The following is an 18,043-nucleotide window of genomic DNA, read 5'->3' on the forward strand; positions in this document are numbered from 1 at the left end:
CTTCAGAGTGGATCAATCAGCGGCGCGGGCCTGGACATCGGTCACATCATGGACCGGCTTGAACTCGGAATTTCCAAAACGCGCAGAACTGTGTGGTGAAGTCGGCGCCAAGGGCATGGAACCGGCCAAGTCGTCCAAGGGTGGCTCGCTGCGCAACTGGTGCAAGGCCAACAGCACAAAATGGGCAAACCACAGTGAGGAAAATGCAAACACCAAGGTGTAAATCCAAATGGCGATGGGCACCAAAATCACAAAAGCGGCTGCAAACAGCGCCCCCGAGGCCCACACCAAACTGGGTGCAGCACCCATCAAGCCCGTGAACACGCCCATGCCTAAAAGACTCATGCGGTGGCGTGCCATCAGGGTTTGCCGCTCTTGGGCGCTGGCAAATTCGGCCAACACATCAAAAGCCATGACGCGGTAGGTCAGCCAGCCCCAAATGCAAGCCGGCAAGACCATGGCCAATGGGGGGACCAGCCACATGGGCAATGTCAACAACAAGGCCCCCAGCGCCAGCATCAAAGACAAAACAGTCCACCACAAACTGAACAAAAAACTGCCGCCTCGTTTGCGCTCAAGACCGGGAAATCGCCGATCGGCCACCAAACGGGTCAACGCAGGGGTCATCAGCAAAGACACCGCCACCAAGGAAGCTGCCACCACCAAAGGGGTGACTGAAAAAATCACCAACAAGGGGGCCACCACGGTTTTCAATTGCGGCAAGCCAATGCCTTCGAGCCAACGCCACACCACCTCCAACCAACTCGAGGCATCCAGCCAAGTGCGGACCCAAGTCACGGCAAGGTCCCAATAAAAATAACCCAGCAACCAAGACAGCGCCACGATCAGCACCAAGGGCAAAAAGGACAAGCCAATCACCCGGGGGTAGAGGCAATACACCGCAGCACGCCAAAAGGAGTCCATCAACAATTTCATGGATGAAAGCTTAACAGCACTGCGCCAAAGCCGAACCGCCCCAAGCCATCAGGCTCGCCCCCACAAGCGCCGCCAACCCTGGCGCTGCTGCGCCCAAAACCCGTCACCGTAATCACGCCCCTGCTCCACTTGGTCACGCACCCCCGTGGGGTCGTAGCGCTGCTGAAAATCGGCGGTCCCGAACAGCACGTCCCACCAAGGCAGCAAGACACCAAAATTGCAGCCCCCCAACACTTTTTGGCCCTTCACATCAAACTCATGACCGATGCCAATGCTGTGGTGCCGCCGGTGAAAGCGCGGACTGACCCACAGCCGCTCACCCCAAGGGCCAAACCCAATGCGCAAATTGGCATGCTGAAAGCTTTCGCTCAACTGGCTGATGGCCACCAAGGCGACAAACTGCCCCGGGCCCACGCCCAGAAGCACCGCCACAGTCGACAGAATCAAACTGGTCACCATGTCATCGAGCAAGTGGTTGCGGTTGTCGCTCCACATGGTCATTTGCCGCTGCGAATGGTGCAAGCTGTGCAAAGCCCACCAGGTGTTGGACTGATGCTGTGCCCGATGAAGCCAGTAGTGAACAAAATCGAAGAACACCAGGTACAGAACAAAACTGACCAAGGCCTGATCGGTCACACCGGGCCACAGCGCATCCAGGTGAAAAGTCGGCCAGCCCATGGCGCGCAGCAAACCCCAGCCTTGCTCAAACGCATGGTCCAAAGTGAAAAACATCACCAATTTGAACAAACCCAGGCGATGGATCAAGGTGTAGACCACATCCACCCTGATGGCCTTTGGAAACACCACAGGCTCAGCGGGCCAAAGGCGTTGGAGTGGACCGATGACCAGCACCAAGATCAAGATTTGCAACAAACCCACGACCAACCAACCGGCCCCTTCAAAGGCCTTGTCGAGCAAATGCCCTTGGCCCATGCCAAAAACCAAAGGCTGCACCCAGGCTTCAAAAAGCGTCTGTTGCAGAGTGGCAAAAGTTTCAATCAGAGCGTCCATGCCTCATTTTCCTGAAGGTTGAACGCCCGTTCCACTCAGGGGTTGTTGCGCCATGACGGCACGGTATTGCGGGTGTTCGCGCAAAGTTGCAAAACAAAACCCTTTGGCCTTCAAACCCACGATCAGCGGCTCCAAAACGGCGGGTGCCCAAGGGTCTTGGCGCGACCAAATGCCCAAATGGGCCATCAGCACATCGCCAGACCGAATGTTTTTTAATGCTTTTTGAAGCAATGCGGCATTCGGATGGCTGTCGCTGGGCAATTCATCTCCCAGAAAACCAGCAGCCGACCAACCCACATGGGTCCATCCACAAGCCTTGGCGGCAGACAACAAAGCGGGAGACGTTTTGCCGCCGGGTGCCCTGAACAAGGGCAAAGGCGCTTGGCCCGTCAGCGCCTGCAAGCGTCGTGCTGCACGTTGCAAGTTTTCGCAATACACAGCGGGTGTCCACACCAAATTCTGGCCCACTTGCTCACCCGAACTGGGCCTGATCTTGAACAAGGGCTTGTCGGGCGTGCCCAAGTCACCTCGCCAATAGGCATGGTCCCAAGTGTGCGTCGCAAACGCATGCCCCTCCAGTGCACGCTCACGCCACCAAGGGGCCCAATGCTCACCCAAGGAGCCATCGCCTTGTTGGGTCTTTTCGTGGGCGGCAAAAAACGTGACCCGCACGTCCTGCCGCTTCAAAACCTCGGCCACCCATGGCGCCACGCCCATGTGTCCGGTGTCAAAGGTCAAGTAAACCGCTTGTTTACAAGATGCAGCACCGGCCAGCAGCGGCAAGGCTGCCCCTGCAGCCAAAACCACACACCTCACCCAAATTTCAGTTGCGCGGTGCATGGTCCAGCGTCCACACCCCGTGTGGCGATTTACCGACGGGAATCTGACGCACCACTTTGCGTTCAGCAATGTCAATCACGGTCAATTTTTTAGCCCATCTGGAGGCCACCAAAATGTATTTGCCATCGGCCGTGATGTCCATGCAGTCAGGTCCTGAGGGGGCAGGCAACTGAGCCACCACGGTCATGTTCACATAATCAATTTGGCTGATGGTGTTGGCCACGCGGTTGCTCACAAACACATGGCGCTGGTCGCCTTTGGCCCGAAAAGCATGGGCTCCCTTGCCGGTCACCAATTTTTTGACCCATTTGGGCTGGGCACCAGAAATGTCGTACACCTCGACACCATCACTGCCCGTCAAGCCGACAAGCAAAAACTTGTCGTCTGGCGTGCCAAACACATCGGCGGGAACCGAGCCCACCCGGGTGCGGCTCTTCACAGTCTGGGTCCCCAAGTCGATGGCAACAATTTCATCACTGTCTTGCATGCTGGCCCAAACGATCTTGCTGCGGCTGTCAATCCACAAATGGCTGGGGGTTTTGGCGGTGGAAATGCGCTTGGACAAATGCGCGTTTTGGCCATCCCAACGGTAAATGTCCACATGGTTCAATCGGTTAGCAGCCGTGACAAACCACTTCATGTCGGGCGAAAACCGCAGGTGGTAGGGATCCAGAATGCCCGTCACAGTGCGTTGAACTTGGGCCGTTCTGGGGTCAATGAAGGTCAGCGAGTCGCTCATGGCGTTGGCCACAATGACCGATTTTTCATCGGGCGTCAGATAAAGGTGGTGGGGCTCTTTGCCCGTTGGGATGCGTTTGTTTTCTTTCCAGGTGAGCGGATCGATCACACTGACGTTACCTTCGAGTGAATTCAATACAAAAATAGGTGCCGGGGGTTGAGCCGAAACACTGAGAAGCTGAAACCCTAAAAAAGTCAAAGCTAAAAAACGAATGACAGAGAGAAAAGAAATCACAAAACCGCTTTCAAAATCACTCATAAGTGTAATCGGCCCCTCCCCAGGAACTTCGATGCAAATCAAACCCCTCTCAAAAATAAGCATTCAAGGTGTGAATCTTGAATTCCAGACCCTTCACACCCAGGCACAACAAAGCCCCGGTCCCACCTTGGTTTTCCTGCACGAGGGTTTGGGCAGCATCGCCATGTGGCGCGACTGGCCCACACGCTTGTGCCAACAGCTTGGCTGCGCGGGTCTGGTTTATTCGCGTCAAGGCTATGGCCAGTCCGATCCGGTGGCCGATGTGCGCGGTCCCGCCGGGCAAACCGGAGGGCGCAGGCATGGCCGTTTAAGCCCTGATTACATGCACCACGAAGCCCTCGAAGTGTTGCCAGCTTTGCTGACGGCCTTGGGCATGGAGCGGCCTGTGCTGCTGGGCCATTCAGACGGCGGCACCATTGCACTGATCCACGCCAGCCATCACCCCGTGGCAGGCTGCATCGTCATGGCCCCACATGTGATGGTCGAAACCATCTCACTGCAGGCCATCACGGCCGCCCGTGATGCCTACGAAAACGGCCCCCTGCGCCAGCGCCTGTCCCCTTTTCATGCCGATGTGGACTGCGCCTTCTGGCAATGGAACGATGTCTGGCTGAGCGATGGTTTTCGCGCGTTTGACATCCGCCCCGAACTGCAGGGCATCACTGCCCCCTTGCTGGCCATTCAAGGCGAAAACGACCCCTATGGCACCATGGCCCAGATCGACGACATCGCCCTCGCTGTGCCACATGCACAGCGGCTCAAACTGCCAGATTGCGGACACTCACCCCACCGAGACCAGCCCGAGGCTGTTGCGCAAGCCGTGCAAAAGTTTGTGGGTCATCTTTATTGATCCAGCCGAATGCGGTTTGCATCAACGCTTTTTTTTGTGAGCGACGCCCTCGTCGCGATCAAGCCTTGCAGACCACCCCCCATCGCCCCGAGGGCGGGGCTCCCACAAATGCAAGCCGTTCCTTGTGCCGGGCTCCCACAAAATGCAGGACTTCCCCCGTAGGCGCGACGCCCTCGTCGCGATCATGCCCTGCAGACCACCCCCCATCGCCTTGGGGGCGGGGCTTCTATAAAAACACATCGCCCATGATGCGGAGCGTCCACACGGATCGCAGCATTTGGCTTGGGTCAAGCGCCGCCTTAGAAAACGTGCCAACCCTGGACAGCCTGCTCAGGGCTTGAGCAAGGCCAGGTCTTCGTTTGTCAACCAACGCCATTGACCTGGGGCCAGATCGGCCAGCACCAAGCCGCCGATTTGCGAACGGTGCAAGCCCTCAACCCGGTTGCCCACTGCGGCCAACATGCGTTTGACCTGGTGGTATTTGCCCTCGGTCAGGGTCAGCTTCATGTGCAATTCGCCCACAGCCTCGCAGGCGGCGGCTTTGACCGGCTTGGGGTCATCGTCGAGCACCACGCCAGACAAGAGCTTGTTCACCATCTCGGGCGTGATCGGGTGCTTGGTGGTCACCTCGTACACCTTGGGCACATGGTGCTTGGGCGAGCTCATCTTGTGAATAAACTGGCCGTCATCGGTCAACAACAACAAACCCGTCGTGTCCTGGTCCAGTCGGCCCACCGCCTGCACGCCCTGCACGGCGGCCTTTTGCGGACGCTGACGCAGGGGTGCGGGCAACAAGGTGTAAATGCTCGGCCAAGTCGAAGGTTTTTGCGAACACTCGGTTCCAGAGGGCTTGTTCAGCAGCACATAAGCGTGCTCTTTGAATGGCCAATCGGTGCCTTGCACTTTGAAATGCAGACCCTGCAGGTCAAAAAATTCGCCCGAATCGGTGGCAGGTTCACCGTTGACTTGCACGTAACCTTGCTGCACGAGACCGGCACACACCCGGCGGGTGCCAAAACCCTGGCTGTACAAAATGTCTTCCAGGCGCATGGGTTTGAGAGATTTGGCTTTCATGGGGCATGATTGTCGCCGCGAATTCGCCCCCTGAAACCCCACCTTGCCGGAGACCTTTGCCCATGAATGCCGCCCTGGACACCCTGACCCGCATGACCGACACGCTGGCAGCCTGCCAACAAGGCGGTTTGCCGCAAACCGACATGATCCGCCAGTGGCGCAGCGATGCGGCCAGCTTGCCATTGCCGGAAAAGTTTGGCCTTGTTTTGGGCGATTTGCTGGACCGCATCGAGTCCAGCGCCTTGTTCAGCGGCGAAAGCTGCTCGTTCAGCCAAAAAGACTTGCTCGACAACCTGCAACTGTGGGCAGACAAGGCTCGAGCGCGGCTGTCCAGCCTGTAGCCGGTTGGCTGGCAGCTTCCGCTGTGAAGCGCATGACTTGTTGATCCGGCCTCACGATGTTGGCGTCAATGCTTTTTTGACCGCAGTGGCCTGGCCGCGATAAAGCCTTTTTGACCACCCCATCGCCCCGGGGGCGGGGCTCCTACAAAGGCAGGCAGTCCCTTGTGCGGGGCTCCTGCAAAGGTGCAGGCTTTCCTTGCAGGAGTGGCGCCCTCGCCGCGATCGAGCCTTGCAGACCACCACCCCATCGCCCCGGGGGCGGGGCTCCTACAAAGGCAGGCAGTTCCTTGTGCGGGGCCCCTGCAACGTGCAAGCTTTCCTTGCAGGAGCGGCGCCCTCGCCGCGATCGAGCCTTGCAGACCACCACCCCATCGCCCCGGGGGCGGGGCTCCTACAAAGGCAGGCAGTTCCTTGTGCGGGGCTCCTGCAACGTGCAGGCTTTCCTTGCAGGGGCGGCGCCCTCGCCGCGATCAAGCCTTGCAGACCACCCCTTAATGACAACGGGCCCCGAAGGACCCGTTGTGGTGGTGCAAGCTGCTAATTACTTCAATGCCTTGAAGCGCACGCGCTTGGGCTTGGCACCTTCTTCGCCCAGACGGCGCTTCTTGTCGGCTTCATACTCTTGGTAGTTGCCGTCAAAGAACACCCACTGGCTGTCGCCTTCGGCGGCCAAAATGTGTGTGGCAATGCGGTCCAGGAACCAGCGGTCGTGGCTGATGACCATGATGGAGCCCGCAAACTCCAGCAGCGCATCTTCCAAGGCCCGCAAGGTTTCCACATCCAAGTCGTTTGATGGCTCGTCCAGCAACAAGACGTTGCCGCCTGCAATCAGGGTTTTGGCCAGGTGCAAACGACCGCGCTCACCCCCCGACAACATGCCAACCTTCTTTTGCTGGTCGCCCCCGTTGAAGTTAAAGCGACCGCAATACGCGCGGCTGGCCATCTGGAACTTGCCCACGTTCAAGATGTCCAAGCCCCCCGAGACGTCTTCCCACACGGTTTTGTCATTGTTCAGGTCATCGCGGTTTTGGTCCACAAAGGCCATGCGCACGGTCTGGCCGATCTTGACCTCGCCGCTGTCAGGCTGCTCTTTGCCGGCGATCAACTTGAACAAAGTCGATTTACCGGCACCGTTGGGGCCAATGATGCCGACAATCGCGCCCGCAGGCACCTGAAAACTCAGGTTGTCGATCAACAAACGGTCACCAAAAGACTTGCTGACGTTTTTGAACTCGAACACCTCATTGCCCAAACGCTCGGCCACGGGAATGAAAATTTCCTGCGTCTCGTTGCGCTTTTGGTAATCGTGGTCTGACAACTCTTCGAAGCGGGCCAAACGCGCCTTGCTCTTGGCTTGGCGGCCTTTGGGGTTGGAACGTGCCCACTCCAATTCTTTCTTCATGGCCTTGGAGCGAGCGTCTTCGGTGCGCTGCTCGGTGGCCAAACGGGCGTCTTTTTGCTCCAGCCAGCTGGAGTAATTGCCTTTGTAGGGAATGCCGGAGCCCCGGTCAAGTTCCAAAATCCACTCGGCGGCGTTGTCCAGGAAATAACGGTCGTGGGTGATGGCCACCACGGTGCCCGAAAAACGCTGCAAGAACAGCTCGAGCCAATCGACCGATTCGGCGTCCAAGTGGTTGGTGGGTTCGTCAAGCAACAACATGTCGGGGCGCGACAGCAACAAACGGCACAAGGCCACACGGCGTTTTTCACCGCCAGAGAGTTTGCCAATGATGGCGTCCCAAGCGGGCAGGCGCAGGGCATCGGCGGCAATTTCGAGTTGGTGCTCAGACGCATCGCCGGCGGTGGAGATGATGGCTTCAAGCTTGGCCTGCTCAGCGGCCAGGGCGTCAAAGTCGGCGTCTTCTTCGGCGTAAGCGGCATACACCTCTTCCAGGCGGGCTTGCGCAGCCTTGACTTCGCCCATGCCGCTTTCGACGGCTTCGCGCACGGTCTGCTCAGGGTCCATGACCGGCTCTTGCGGCAGATACCCAATCTTCAGGCCCGCCATGGGGATGGCTTCGCCTTCGATTTCTTTGTCAATGCCCGCCATGATCTTGAGCAAAGTGGACTTGCCCGAGCCGTTGGTGCCCAACACGCCAATCTTGGCACCGGGAAAGAAAGACAGCGAAATGTCTTTGAGAATGTGACGCTTGGGCGGCACGATCTTGCCAACCCGGTTCATCGAAAATACGTATTGAGCCATGTATACCCGCCTGAAAAAATTACCAACAACCGCACATTATCCCAGCTTGCCATAACGGCGCATCAAACAGATGAGGCAATCCCATTGGAAGACTCTACCTGTAGACGGCTGCCCTTGTTGGAGGCTGCCCCTGTGGGAGCGACGCCCTCGTCGCGATAGACCACTCGCAGACCACAAGCATTCACCCCAAGGGCAAGACCCCTACAAGGGGCGTTCGGTCTGCAAGCCCGGACGGCTGGAAAACTGCACCAAGCTGTCCAAGGCCTCCAGCATCACCCGGGCGCTGCGTCGGCCATACACCTCGTCGCGCAGCCAGTCACATTCGGCATCCAACAAGGCGTCTGAACCCACACTGCACCACCAGACTCGGCCTTCGCCGTCCCAGCGGTAACCCCGTGCCTTGAGCTTGTCCTTGGCCTCAAACGGGGCACCCGTGGCCCGCAATTTGTAACGCGTCTGCCCGGCCCCCGCCAAAAGGCGCGACAAACCTGTCAAACCATCCCCCAGGGGCGAGGCCAGCACCTGAAGCAAGGCATGGCAATCGACTTGGGCCCGGTGCGCATCGTAAAACCAGCCGCGCTCAGCCGCCAAAAACTCCAGCTTGGCCGAGCCGCTGCCCTCTTTTTTCCAGTCAATGCCCAAAAAAGAGCAAGCCCAGGCTTTGCGGGCAAACACCGGAAAGCGAGCCTCGACAAAAGGCCGGTCAAAACCAGCGTTGTGCGCCACGATCAGGTCGGCTTGCTCAACCATCGCCCCCACGGCCGCATCGTCAATGCGCCACCCCTTGACCATGGTGTCGTCGATGCCCGTGATGTCCTGAATGGCAGGCGGAATCGGCTTGCCCGGGTCTTCAAACGACTCGTAAACCGTGACGGGCCCCACTGGCAGACCGGTGGCCACATCCATCAGAACCGACAACATGGCCAGTTCGATGATTTTTTCACCCTTGCTGTCCAGCCCGGTGGTTTCGGTGTCCAGCACGATCACCCGCTGCGTGGCCTGGCCGTGCAAACCGCCATAGTCGGCGCACGGCACCAGACGGCGCAAGACGCGAAAGTCGGGGTGTTGTGCCAGGGCCTGGGCCATGGCTTCGTGGTCGGACATCACACTGAGGGCTTGGGTCGGGGCTTGCAAGGCCGCCTGCACCCCTTGCACCGACGCGGGGGACAAGGCTGGGGTGTCATGGCCAGCCACAGTGGGCGCATCCGCTGGCGGCAGATCCAGCAAAGCAGGCGCGTCGGCCACAGGCCCTGTCGGAACAACCGCACGGGGCCGACTTGGAGCCTGAGCCAGGCGGGGACGCCCTGGCTTTTTGGGCTTGTCCACCCCGCCCGGCTCAAAACCGAAAAAACTCATCTGGTCGCTTTTGTTCATAGGGCGAGATTAAACCGCGACTTCGGGCACATCGGCACCCAAATCGCCTGCAATCAGCTTGAATTGCTCCAGCGCGGCTTGCGGGTCTTCCACGATTGACTGCGCAAACACCGCCGGAGCAGGCAAGTTGTCGCTGTTGGTCGGGCAAAGTGCGGTGATGCCCGCAGTGAAGGTTGGGCGCTTGCAGCGCCTGGATTCAATCCAGCTTGATCCCCAAATCCACCGCCAGCTTGATCCAGACGGGCACCTCGCCTTCCCAGTCCTTGCGCGTGTCGGCCAGGTTTTTGGGCTTGTTGGGAATGGCAAAGGTTTCGCGCAGTTTGGCGGCCTTGTCGGTGTTGGACCACGCCACGGCTTCGTCGGCCATGCGTTTGAGGATGGCTTCAGGTGTGCCGGCGGGGGCCACCAAAGGCAAGCCGCCTTCAAGGGTGACGAGTTTTTCGGTGTTGCCTTGCTCGGTCAGGGTGGGCACATCGGGCAATTTGGGCGAGCGGTAGCTGCCGGTCACGCCAATGGCACGCACACCCCGGGTGGACACGGTGTTGTAAGCCTGAAAACTGCCCACAGCGATTTGCAACTGACCCGAAGCCACATCGAGCCACATGGGCGCTTCGCCCCGGTAGTGCACCGACTGAATGCTGGTGCCCTGCTGGCGGTTGGTCTGGTCAGCCACCATATGGGGGTAAGAACCCGGTGCATACGTGCCCATGGAGGTCGGGTTCTTTTTGGCCCAAGCCACGAACTCGGCCATGTTTTTGGCCGGGATCTTGTCGTTGATGCCCACGACCAGTGGGCCGGACGGGAACACGGTCACGGGCGTGAGGTCTTTGTCCAAGTTATAGGGCAGCTTGGAATAAAGGATGCGGTTTTGCCAGTAGGTGCCCGAGGTGCTCATGCCAAAGGTGTAACCATCGGCAGGCGACTTGGCCACTGCGTCAATGCCAATGATGGCCCCAGCACCGGGTTTGTTTTCAATGACCACCGGCACCCCCAGCTTGCCCGAGAGGTATTCGCCGTAATTGCGGGCATAGGCATCGGTCAGGCCGCCGGGCGGAAAGGCCACAACGATTTTGATGGGCTTGGACGGCCATTTGGCCGCTTGAGCCCAAACGGGGGTCAAGATGCTGCAGGCGCACAAGGCCGCTGCGGCCAATGCCGAAGCTTGAACAAAGGTACGACGTGGGTGTGTGGACTTCATGGTGTGGTGCTTGCAAAGATAAAAATATGCCTTTCAGTCTAGGGGGCACAGCGCATTCATTGAATTGGGGTTTAAACCCATGCCCCCCAAATGACGTCAGACGCTTGTTGTGGGCAGAGGGATCAGGGCGGTGCTCCATGAAGGCACCCTGCCATCGAGGCGGTGGGTGTGGGTCTGCAAGGCCCCATCGCGACGGGGGCGTCGCTCCCACAAAAACATGCGGGGAAGCGACTCGCACAACTTGTGCGACAATCGCACTCGTTGCGGCCTCCAGTTGCTGCAACATCAGCACTCCTGCTGGGGCCTGACCCAGGCAACGCTCAAAACAAGCGCCTGTGGTTTCCATGCCCACCTTAAGACTTATCGGCCAACACTGGACACTGCCAACAGCAGTTGAATGAGCCGATGCCTGCGCCGGACATGGCGCTCTGTAAAAATGAACTTTGAAGAATTGAACCTGGCCCCGGCCATCATGCAAGCGGTGCGTGAGCTCGGCTACGAAACCCCCACCCCCATTCAAGCCCAGGCCATTCCTGCCGTTCTGGCTGGACAAGACTTGTTGGCCGGTGCACAAACCGGCACCGGCAAAACTGCCGCTTTCACCTTGCCTTTGCTGCACAAGCTGAGCCTGAGTGAGCCCGGCAAAAACCGCTTTGGCGGCAAAGCCATTCGCGCTTTGGTACTCACCCCCACCCGCGAATTGGCCGCCCAAGTCGAAGAGTCGGTGCGCGACTACGGCAAATATCTGCAGCTCGACTCCACCGTGATCTTTGGTGGTGTGGGCATGAACCCGCAAATCAGCAAGGTCAAAAAAGGCGTGGACATTCTGGTGGCCACACCCGGCCGTTTGCTCGACCTGCAAGGCCAGGGCTTCCTGGACTTGTCCAGCATCGAAATTTTGGTGCTTGACGAAGCCGACCGCATGCTGGACATGGGCTTCATCCATGACGTGAAAAAAGTGCTGGCCCTGGTGCCCAAAGAAAAGCAAAGCCTGCTGTTCTCGGCCACCTTCAGCGACGAAATTCGCGAATTGGCAGGCAACCTGCTCAAGAACCCGCAAAGCATTCAAGTCACGCCCAGCAACACCACGGTGCAGCGCATCACGCAGGTGATCCACCCTGTGGGCCGCAGCAAGAAAAAAGACGTGTTGTTGCACATCATCCAAAAGCACGACTGGAGCCAGGTGCTGGTGTTCACCCGCACCAAGTTCGGCGCGAACAATGTGGCCGACTTCCTGACCAAAAATGGCGTCAAGTCCATGGCCCTGCACGGCAACAAGAGCCAGACCGCCCGCACACAAGCGCTGGCCGGTTTCAAGAGCGGCGAGATCCGCGCTTTGGTTGCCACCGACATTGCCGCTCGCGGCATCGACATCGAAGACTTGCCACACGTCGTGAACTTTGAAATCCCCAACGTGTCCGAAGACTATGTACACCGCATTGGCCGCACAGGCCGCGCGGGCGCCAGCGGCGAGGCCGTGAGCCTGGTCTGCTTGGACGAAGAAGGCTTCATGATGGACATCGAGCGCTTCACCAAGCAAGAGATTCCAGTCCAGTTGCTCGAAGGCTTTGGCCCTGAGCCAGGTGAAGTGGCCGAGCCCATCGCCATGGGTCGCCAGACCCTGTGGGGCGGCGCAGGCAAGCCCCCAAGCCGTGATGTGATGGCCGCAGCCGCCAAGGCCGCACGCCAAGACATGATGCAACGCATCCGTGACAACAAAGTGGCTGTCGGTGGCGCTGGCGGTCCGCGTCAGGCCCGTGGCGAAGGCCAAGGCCCCGCACGCGCTCCGCGCAACGGCCCCGCACCCTCACGCCGCACCGCCCCCCAAGGCGCACCGCGCTTTGAAGGCCAAGGCGACGGTCGCCGCGAAGGCATGAACCGTGACGGCGGTCGCGGCCAAGATCAACGCAGCGACCCGCGCTTTGACAACCGGGGCGATGGCCAGGGTCGTCCCGCTCCGCGTGGTCCACGTCCTGAAGGCCGTGGCCCGAACCGTGGCCCACAAGGTGGCGGCCAAGACCGTCGCAACCACGATGACGAGTTGCCACGTCACATTGACCCCCTGAAAACAACGCAGTTTGCACGCCTGGACTTGCCCAACCGCAAGCCGGTTCGCACCAGCGGCCAGCCTGACCCCACACGCACCAGCATTGACAGCCTGGCCAGCAGTGGTCGACGCCATGGCGGCGGCGGTGGTGGGGGTTACGGCGGCGGCAATGGTGGCGGCCGTGGTTTTGGCGGCGGCGGCGGTGGCGGCGGCAATCGCGGTGGCTTTGGCCGCTGATCCAGCGTTTTTCAAGTCCCTCCAAGAGCCTGCCGATGCAGGCTCTTTTTTTGCCTGGGGCTCATGCTCCCCAGCACGCCAGACGCGCTATCGCCTCAAAGCGCACCGTCTCGCACAAACAATGTCACCAAGGGGTCCGCCCCCACTTGGCGGCTCCAATGGCCGTGCACCGTGGCGTCAAAGATCGCACCCTCGGGCAAGGTATCGGCCGAATAGAAAAACTCGCCCGGGCCAAAGACACGCGAAGTGCCATCTTGCAAAAAGATTTCCATCTGACCGCCCAAAACAAACAACCACTGCGGGCTGCCCGTGCAATGAAAGCTGCTGCGAAAGCCCACAGGACTTTGCCGCAACTGACAAGCACTCGCGGCCATCAAGGCTGACAAACGGCTTTGCGGCGTGCCTTCAGTCAAAGGAACCCATTCGTCGCGAAAACGTGCGCGGCCATCGGTATCGGTGAACAAAACAACTTTTTTCAACTGGGTCATGGCCTAGAGCCTCACAAAAACAAGGCCCCATTGTCGCTGACGGGTCGCACCCGCAACACGCACCTCGCTTGGAACTTGGGGGTGTCTGGCATAGTTCAAAGCCACTCAACCTCATCACACCCTCCCAAAAACGCCATGAACCCCCAACCCTTGAAAATCGTTTTTCACGGTCAAAACGCCGCCAATTTTCGGCCGGGCTTTGAATCACTCATTGGCCCTGAACACACCATTGCAGACCTGAGTGACGCGCTCGATCAGCCGGGCGAACGGGCCCAGTACGAAAACGCGGATGTGGTCATCGGCATCCAATTGCACAGCCACATGCCCGTGCCGCACAAGGCACGCCTGTTCCATGCCCCGGCCGCAGGCACCGACGCGATCAACACCGCCTTGCTGCCCACCCACTGCACCTTGTCCAATTGTTTTGGCCACGAGAACGCCATCGCCGAATACGTCATGGCCGCCTTGCTCATGCGCCATGTGCCTTTGGCTCAAGCGGACCAAGACCTGCGCCAGCAACGCTGGACCTATTGGGCCGGTCGCCCTGACGCCCTGCGCACCGAGATGGGGGCGCAAACCTTGGGTTTGTTGGGCTTTGGGCACATTGCCCAAGCCATTGCCCACCGCGCCAAGGCCTTTGGCATGCGTGTGCATGTGGCCAACCGCAGTCCCATCCGCCATGCGCATGTCGACCAAAGCTGGACGCTGGACGTCCTGCAAGACTTTCTGGCCAGTGCCGACGCCGTGGTGGTGAGCTTGCCGCTCACCGACACCACGCGAGGCTTGGTAGACGCACAAGCCCTGTCGGCCATGCGATCAGACAGTTGCTTGATCAACGTCGGTCGCGGCGCGGTGATCGATGAACAAGCCCTGTACAACGCTTTGGTCTCGCGGCAAATTGGTGGCGCAGTGATCGACACTTGGTACCAATACCCCACACCCACACAAAGCGAATGCGCCCCGTCCCAATTTGACTTTGCGGCGCTGGACAATGTGCAAATGACGCCCCACATGTCGGGCTGGACAGAGGGCACCGTGCGCCGCCGCCAAAACACTTTGGCCGACAACATTGGGCGATTGAGCCGGGGAGAGCCCTTGATCCATGTGCTGCACGGCCCTGCCTGAACCCGCTCATCCACCAAGACAAGCGCCCGCACCAAGGCCTCAAAGGACTCAAGCGGCCCAGCTCACCAACCCAAAGTAGCTCGTGCCCAGCACCACCAGACCGAACACGATCCGGTACCAGGCAAACACCTCAAAGCTGTTGGTCGAGATGAACTTGAGCAGCCAGCGCACACACACCCAGGCGCTCAAAAACGAGAACACCAACCCCACTGCAAACATCGGCGCATCGGCCAGGCTGAGCAGTGCGCGGTCTTTGTACAGGCTGTAAGCCCCCGCGCCAATCAGCGTGGGAATGGCCAAGTAAAAAGAAAAGTCGGTCGCCGCCTTGCGCGACATGCCCAGCAGCATGCCACCGATGATGGTCGCGCCGCTGCGGCTGGTGCCCGGAATCATGGCCAAGCACTGCACCAAGCCCACCTTGAGCGCGTCTTGCCAACGCATGTCTTCCACTTCGCCAATGCGCACGGCGCGGGTCTGCCTGCGCTCGGCCCACAAAATGATGAAGCCGCCAATGATGAAACTGGTTGCCACCACCTCGGGTGTGAACAGGTTCGCCTTGATGGCCTTGCCAAACAGCAGTCCCAAAATCACAGCAGGCACAAAGGCGATGAACACATTGAGCGCAAAACGCTGGGCATCGGCACTGTGCGGCAAAGCGCGCACCGTGCTGCTGATCTTTTGCCAATACACAATGATCACCGCCAAAATCGCGCCCGTCTGGATGGCGATGTCGAACACCTTGGCCTTGTCATCGTCAAATCCCAGCAAAGCCCCCGCCAAAATCAAATGCCCGGTCGACGAGATCGGCAAGAACTCGGTCAAACCCTCGACCACGCCCATCACGGCGGCTTTCAGCAACAAGATCAGATCCACAAACGCTCCTCGGAAAACTGGGGGGATTATCGTTGCTTGGGCATGACGCCTTCCATAAATTCGACGCAAACGCACATTGGCGTGCGCCATTCACACCCGCCCATGGCATCTCGCGCCGCGTGAACTGCCAGCTGTCGCAAACGCATGGCAATCGGGCCATTGACGCGCCACAGTGCAGGCACAAGTAAAAATTCAGGAGTAAAAACGTGCCACCACCCTCATCCCTGACGCCCACCATCGCCGTCCACCTGAGCCTGGCGCTCAGCGCCGTCGCCATCGGCCCCTGGGTCCTCTGGGCCCGCATGGGCGCCACCCTTCGCCCCCAACTGCACCGCGCCCTGGGCTACGCCTGGATCACTTGCATGCTGGGTGCCGCGCTCACGGGCTTGTTCATCCGCGACTTCCGGCTGCCCAACCTCTGGGGCTACACGCCCATCCATTGGCTCATTCCGCTGACCCTGTTCAGCCTGTTCCGGGCCTTCCGGTATTTGGCCCAAGGCAACATCACCGGCCACCGCAAAACCATGCAATGGCTGTATTTCTGGGCCTGCATCGTCACAGGCATGTTCACCCTGCTGCCCGGGCGTTATTTGGGCCAACTGGTTTGGGGCCAGTGGCTGGGTTGGATTTGAAACCTCAAGAAAGCACAACACCATGCAAACACTTCAACACATCCCCGTCTGGGTCTTCGCACTGTTGATCGGCCTGATCGCTTTGGGTTGGCTGCAAACCCGCACACGGCAAATGCTCAAGCGTCGGCTTTTGGGCGTCAACATCGCGCTGACGGTGTTCACGCTGGTAGGGGTGGTCCAGCAGTGGCAGCCCACGCCTTGGTTGGCACTGGGCCTGTTCAGCTGGGCTGCCAGCTGTGCACTCGTGGCTTGGGCCTTGGGCCGGGGTGCTGCCCCGGCTGGCGCAAGCTACAACGCAGACACACGCCGCTTCACCGTGCCCGGAAGCTGGCTGCCCCTGGCCTTGTTCATGGCGATTTTTGCCTGCAAGTTTGGGGTGGGCATGCTGACAGCCACCGCACCAGAGCACATTCACAGCCTGAACGCAGCCATCGGCATCAGCGCCGTGTATGGCTTGTTTTCGGGGGTGCTCAATGGCCGGGCGTTGCGTTTGCTGAAACTGGCCACACGCCAGGACCCGCGTGTCCCTTTGTCCCCGTAGGTCGGCGGCTTCAGCCCCGACATGAAACCTTGGCCAAAGCCAGCACTGTCGGCGCTGAAGCTCCGACCTACAAAGGAAGGCCATCGTCTTGCCGAAACCCATCTCCTTGAAAGAAACCCCATGCCCCTCTTGAACACCCTCACCCGCCTGGCGTGCGCCTTCAGCTTGCTGGCCGCCAGCGCCAGCCAGGCCCAAGTCACCTCTGTGGGCATGCGCCAGATTCAGTCGAACGGCATGCCCATCACCTTGGTCTACCCCACGGCGGCAGTGGCTCAAGACGTCACTTACGGCGCATTCACCGTCCCCATCGCCAGCAACGCTGCGCCTTTGCCAGCAGATTCAACAGCGGCATCGGGCAAACGGGCGCTGATTGTCTTGTCGCACGGCACCGCAGGCAGCGCCCTGCCCGAACACACCCTGGCCGCCACACTGGCCCGCGCCGGTTTTGTGGTGGCCCAGCCCGAGCACCGGGGCGACAACTGGCAAGACTTCAGCAAAGCAGGCCCCGAGAGCTGGAAAACCCGCCCACAAGACGTGAGCGAGACCATCGACGCCGTGGCGCGTGACCCCGAGCTGGCACCGCTGGTGGACACCCGCCGCGTAGGCGTGCACGGCATGTCGGCGGGCGGCGTGACCGGCTTGGTGCTGGCCGGGGCGCAATGGCGCATGTTGAATTTGATCCAGCACTGTGCGCAGAACCTGGACGAGGACATCGGCTTTTGCCTCAATGGCGTGGCCACACAACCGAGCGTGCAACTGCTGCGCAAAAGCCAATTTGCCATGGGCCGCATGCTGACCGAAACCACTGCACCCACCCGCTTCAAAACCCTGCACGGCGGTGCAAGCCCCAGCGCATCCTCAGACCCGCGCCCCGACCCGCGTGTGGTCGCCGTCAGCCTGGCCGTGCCCGTCGGGGCCATCTTCACCCCCGAAAGCCTGGCACGCATCCGCATCCCCGTGGCCTTGAGCACATCGGGCGATGACGGTGTCCTGCTGCCCCGCTTTCACAGCCAGCATGTGTTGCAGCATTGCAAAACGTGCACAACCCTGAGCGATCACCCCCAAGCGGGCCACTTTGACTGGCTCTCGCCCTGGCCTGCCAGCGTGGCCCAAACCGTGGCTGCCACCCAAATGCGCGGCGGCCTGCCCAAGCCCGAATTCACCGACGCCGACCGCCAAAAAGCCTTCGACCAGATCGCGGTATTCTTCAAACAAAAGCTCTCTCGGCCATGAACACAAACACCCTGCTTGCCTGGCTCCCGCCCCAACACCGTCG

General features: G+C 59.9%; 17 protein-coding genes. 7 read left to right on the forward strand and 10 right to left on the reverse strand.

All coding sequences use genetic code 11. The features are described from left to right. Positions 1-12 precede the first annotated feature (12 nt). Genes AMM41_RS06935 through AMM41_RS06950 form a run of 4 tightly spaced genes read right to left on the reverse strand, consistent with a single transcriptional unit; the run spans position 13 to position 3,784 of the window. Entirely contained in the window at positions 13-936 is a 924-nt protein-coding gene (locus AMM41_RS06935) for an EI24 domain-containing protein (protein ID WP_089955105.1), read from the reverse strand. A 48-nt stretch (positions 937-984) separates the two neighbouring features. Then, entirely contained in the window at positions 985-1,947 is a 963-nt protein-coding gene (locus tag AMM41_RS06940) for a sterol desaturase family protein (RefSeq protein WP_089955108.1), read from the reverse strand. 3 nt (positions 1,948-1,950) lie between these two features. Further along, the gene (locus tag AMM41_RS06945) at positions 1,951-2,787 is read right to left on the reverse strand and encodes a polysaccharide deacetylase family protein (protein ID WP_089955111.1); all 837 of its coding nucleotides are present in this window, start codon (positions 2,785-2,787) and stop codon (positions 1,951-1,953) included. Further along, positions 2,771-3,784: a YncE family protein gene (locus tag AMM41_RS06950; RefSeq protein WP_089955114.1), complete on the reverse strand. Its 1,014-nt coding sequence runs from the start codon at positions 3,782-3,784 to the stop codon at positions 2,771-2,773. Before AMM41_RS06950 ends, AMM41_RS06945 begins: the two co-directional genes overlap by 17 nt. 127 nt (positions 3,785-3,911) lie before the next feature. On the opposite strand from AMM41_RS06950, the gene AMM41_RS06955 reads away from it, so the two are divergent. Then, positions 3,912-4,634 (forward strand): alpha/beta fold hydrolase, encoded by a 723-nt coding sequence (locus AMM41_RS06955; RefSeq protein WP_228769133.1) that lies wholly within the window; start codon positions 3,912-3,914, stop codon positions 4,632-4,634. Positions 4,635-4,964: 330 nt separating this feature from the next. Here the strand turns inward: AMM41_RS06955 and AMM41_RS06965 are convergent, their stop codons facing one another. Then, positions 4,965-5,684 (reverse strand): pseudouridine synthase, encoded by a 720-nt coding sequence (locus AMM41_RS06965; RefSeq protein ID WP_089955319.1) that lies wholly within the window; start codon positions 5,682-5,684, stop codon positions 4,965-4,967. A gap of 167 nt (positions 5,685-5,851) precedes the next feature. Here AMM41_RS06965 and AMM41_RS06970 point away from each other — a divergent pair, with 167 nt between their 5' ends. Next, a complete protein-coding gene (locus tag AMM41_RS06970) occupies positions 5,852-6,049 on the forward strand; it encodes a hypothetical protein (RefSeq protein WP_228769140.1) in 198 nt (65 codons plus the stop codon). A 541-nt stretch (positions 6,050-6,590) separates the two neighbouring features. On the opposite strand, the gene ettA is transcribed toward AMM41_RS06970, so the two are convergent. The 3 genes from ettA to AMM41_RS06985 all read right to left on the reverse strand — a co-directional run bounded on the left by ettA (position 6,591) and on the right by AMM41_RS06985 (position 10,824). Next, complete coding sequence (ettA, locus tag AMM41_RS06975) at positions 6,591-8,252, reverse strand: energy-dependent translational throttle protein EttA (protein WP_089955127.1); 1,662 nt, start codon at positions 8,250-8,252, stop codon at positions 6,591-6,593. A 201-nt stretch (positions 8,253-8,453) separates the two neighbouring features. Further along, on the reverse strand, positions 8,454-9,626 hold the full coding sequence (locus tag AMM41_RS06980; protein ID WP_194944641.1) for a 3'-5' exonuclease: 1,173 nt from the start codon (positions 9,624-9,626) through the stop codon (positions 8,454-8,456). Between the two features lie 196 nt (positions 9,627-9,822). After that, positions 9,823-10,824, reverse strand: a complete 1,002-nt coding sequence (locus AMM41_RS06985; RefSeq protein ID WP_089955131.1) for a Bug family tripartite tricarboxylate transporter substrate binding protein — start codon at positions 10,822-10,824, stop codon at positions 9,823-9,825. Positions 10,825-11,260: 436 nt separating this feature from the next. Between AMM41_RS06985 and AMM41_RS06990 the strand changes: the two genes are divergently transcribed. Continuing rightward, positions 11,261-13,108 carry a DEAD/DEAH box helicase gene (locus AMM41_RS06990; protein WP_089955134.1) on the forward strand — a complete coding sequence of 616 codons (1,848 nt, stop codon included), beginning with the start codon at positions 11,261-11,263 and terminating at the stop codon, positions 13,106-13,108. A 95-nt stretch (positions 13,109-13,203) separates the two neighbouring features. On the opposite strand, the gene AMM41_RS06995 is transcribed toward AMM41_RS06990, so the two are convergent. Then, positions 13,204-13,596: a cupin domain-containing protein gene (locus AMM41_RS06995; RefSeq protein ID WP_089955137.1), complete on the reverse strand. Its 393-nt coding sequence runs from the start codon at positions 13,594-13,596 to the stop codon at positions 13,204-13,206. A 135-nt stretch (positions 13,597-13,731) separates the two neighbouring features. Here AMM41_RS06995 and AMM41_RS07000 point away from each other — a divergent pair, with 135 nt between their 5' ends. Then, positions 13,732-14,721: a 2-hydroxyacid dehydrogenase gene (locus AMM41_RS07000; protein ID WP_089955140.1), complete on the forward strand. Its 990-nt coding sequence runs from the start codon at positions 13,732-13,734 to the stop codon at positions 14,719-14,721. Positions 14,722-14,769: 48 nt separating this feature from the next. Here the strand turns inward: AMM41_RS07000 and AMM41_RS07005 are convergent, their stop codons facing one another. After that, positions 14,770-15,594 (reverse strand): undecaprenyl-diphosphate phosphatase, encoded by an 825-nt coding sequence (locus AMM41_RS07005; RefSeq protein WP_089955144.1) that lies wholly within the window; start codon positions 15,592-15,594, stop codon positions 14,770-14,772. A 206-nt stretch (positions 15,595-15,800) separates the two neighbouring features. Between AMM41_RS07005 and AMM41_RS07010 the strand changes: the two genes are divergently transcribed. The 3 genes from AMM41_RS07010 (at position 15,801) to AMM41_RS07020 (ending at position 18,000) form a co-directional block, all read left to right on the forward strand. Further along, positions 15,801-16,226, forward strand: coding sequence for a DUF2306 domain-containing protein (locus tag AMM41_RS07010; RefSeq protein WP_228769134.1), 426 nt, complete (start codon positions 15,801-15,803; stop codon positions 16,224-16,226). A gap of 22 nt (positions 16,227-16,248) precedes the next feature. After that, the gene (locus tag AMM41_RS07015) at positions 16,249-16,767 is read left to right on the forward strand and encodes a DUF6622 family protein (protein ID WP_089955148.1); all 519 of its coding nucleotides are present in this window, start codon (positions 16,249-16,251) and stop codon (positions 16,765-16,767) included. Between the two features lie 120 nt (positions 16,768-16,887). Further along, entirely contained in the window at positions 16,888-18,000 is a 1,113-nt protein-coding gene (locus tag AMM41_RS07020; RefSeq protein WP_194944642.1) for an alpha/beta hydrolase family protein, read from the forward strand. The last annotated feature ends 43 nt before the right edge of the window (positions 18,001-18,043 follow it).

The organism is Limnohabitans sp. 2KL-3 (assembly GCF_001269405.1).
Lineage (GTDB): Bacteria > Pseudomonadota > Gammaproteobacteria > Burkholderiales > Burkholderiaceae_C > Limnohabitans_A.

Coding starts and splice junctions, on each gene's coding strand:
- AMM41_RS06935 (WP_089955105.1), bottom strand. CDS start 936: ATGAAATTGTTGATGGACTCCTTTTGGCGTGCTGCGGTGTATTGCCTC.
- AMM41_RS06940 (WP_089955108.1), bottom strand. CDS start 1,947: ATGGACGCTCTGATTGAAACTTTTGCCACTCTGCAACAGACGCTTTTT.
- AMM41_RS06945 (WP_089955111.1), bottom strand. CDS start 2,787: ATGCACCGCGCAACTGAAATTTGGGTGAGGTGTGTGGTTTTGGCTGCA.
- AMM41_RS06950 (WP_089955114.1), bottom strand. CDS start 3,784: ATGAGTGATTTTGAAAGCGGTTTTGTGATTTCTTTTCTCTCTGTCATT.
- AMM41_RS06965 (WP_089955319.1), bottom strand. CDS start 5,684: ATGCGCCTGGAAGACATTTTGTACAGCCAGGGTTTTGGCACCCGCCGG.
- AMM41_RS06970 (WP_228769140.1), top strand. CDS start 5,852: ATGATCCGCCAGTGGCGCAGCGATGCGGCCAGCTTGCCATTGCCGGAA.
- ettA (WP_089955127.1), bottom strand. CDS start 8,252: ATGGCTCAATACGTATTTTCGATGAACCGGGTTGGCAAGATCGTGCCG.
- AMM41_RS06980 (WP_194944641.1), bottom strand. CDS start 9,626: ATGAACAAAAGCGACCAGATGAGTTTTTTCGGTTTTGAGCCGGGCGGG.
- AMM41_RS06985 (WP_089955131.1), bottom strand. CDS start 10,824: ATGAAGTCCACACACCCACGTCGTACCTTTGTTCAAGCTTCGGCATTG.
- AMM41_RS06990 (WP_089955134.1), top strand. CDS start 11,261: ATGAACTTTGAAGAATTGAACCTGGCCCCGGCCATCATGCAAGCGGTG.
- AMM41_RS06995 (WP_089955137.1), bottom strand. CDS start 13,596: ATGACCCAGTTGAAAAAAGTTGTTTTGTTCACCGATACCGATGGCCGC.
- AMM41_RS07000 (WP_089955140.1), top strand. CDS start 13,732: ATGAACCCCCAACCCTTGAAAATCGTTTTTCACGGTCAAAACGCCGCC.
- AMM41_RS07015 (WP_089955148.1), top strand. CDS start 16,249: ATGCAAACACTTCAACACATCCCCGTCTGGGTCTTCGCACTGTTGATC.
- AMM41_RS07020 (WP_194944642.1), top strand. CDS start 16,888: ATGCCCCTCTTGAACACCCTCACCCGCCTGGCGTGCGCCTTCAGCTTG.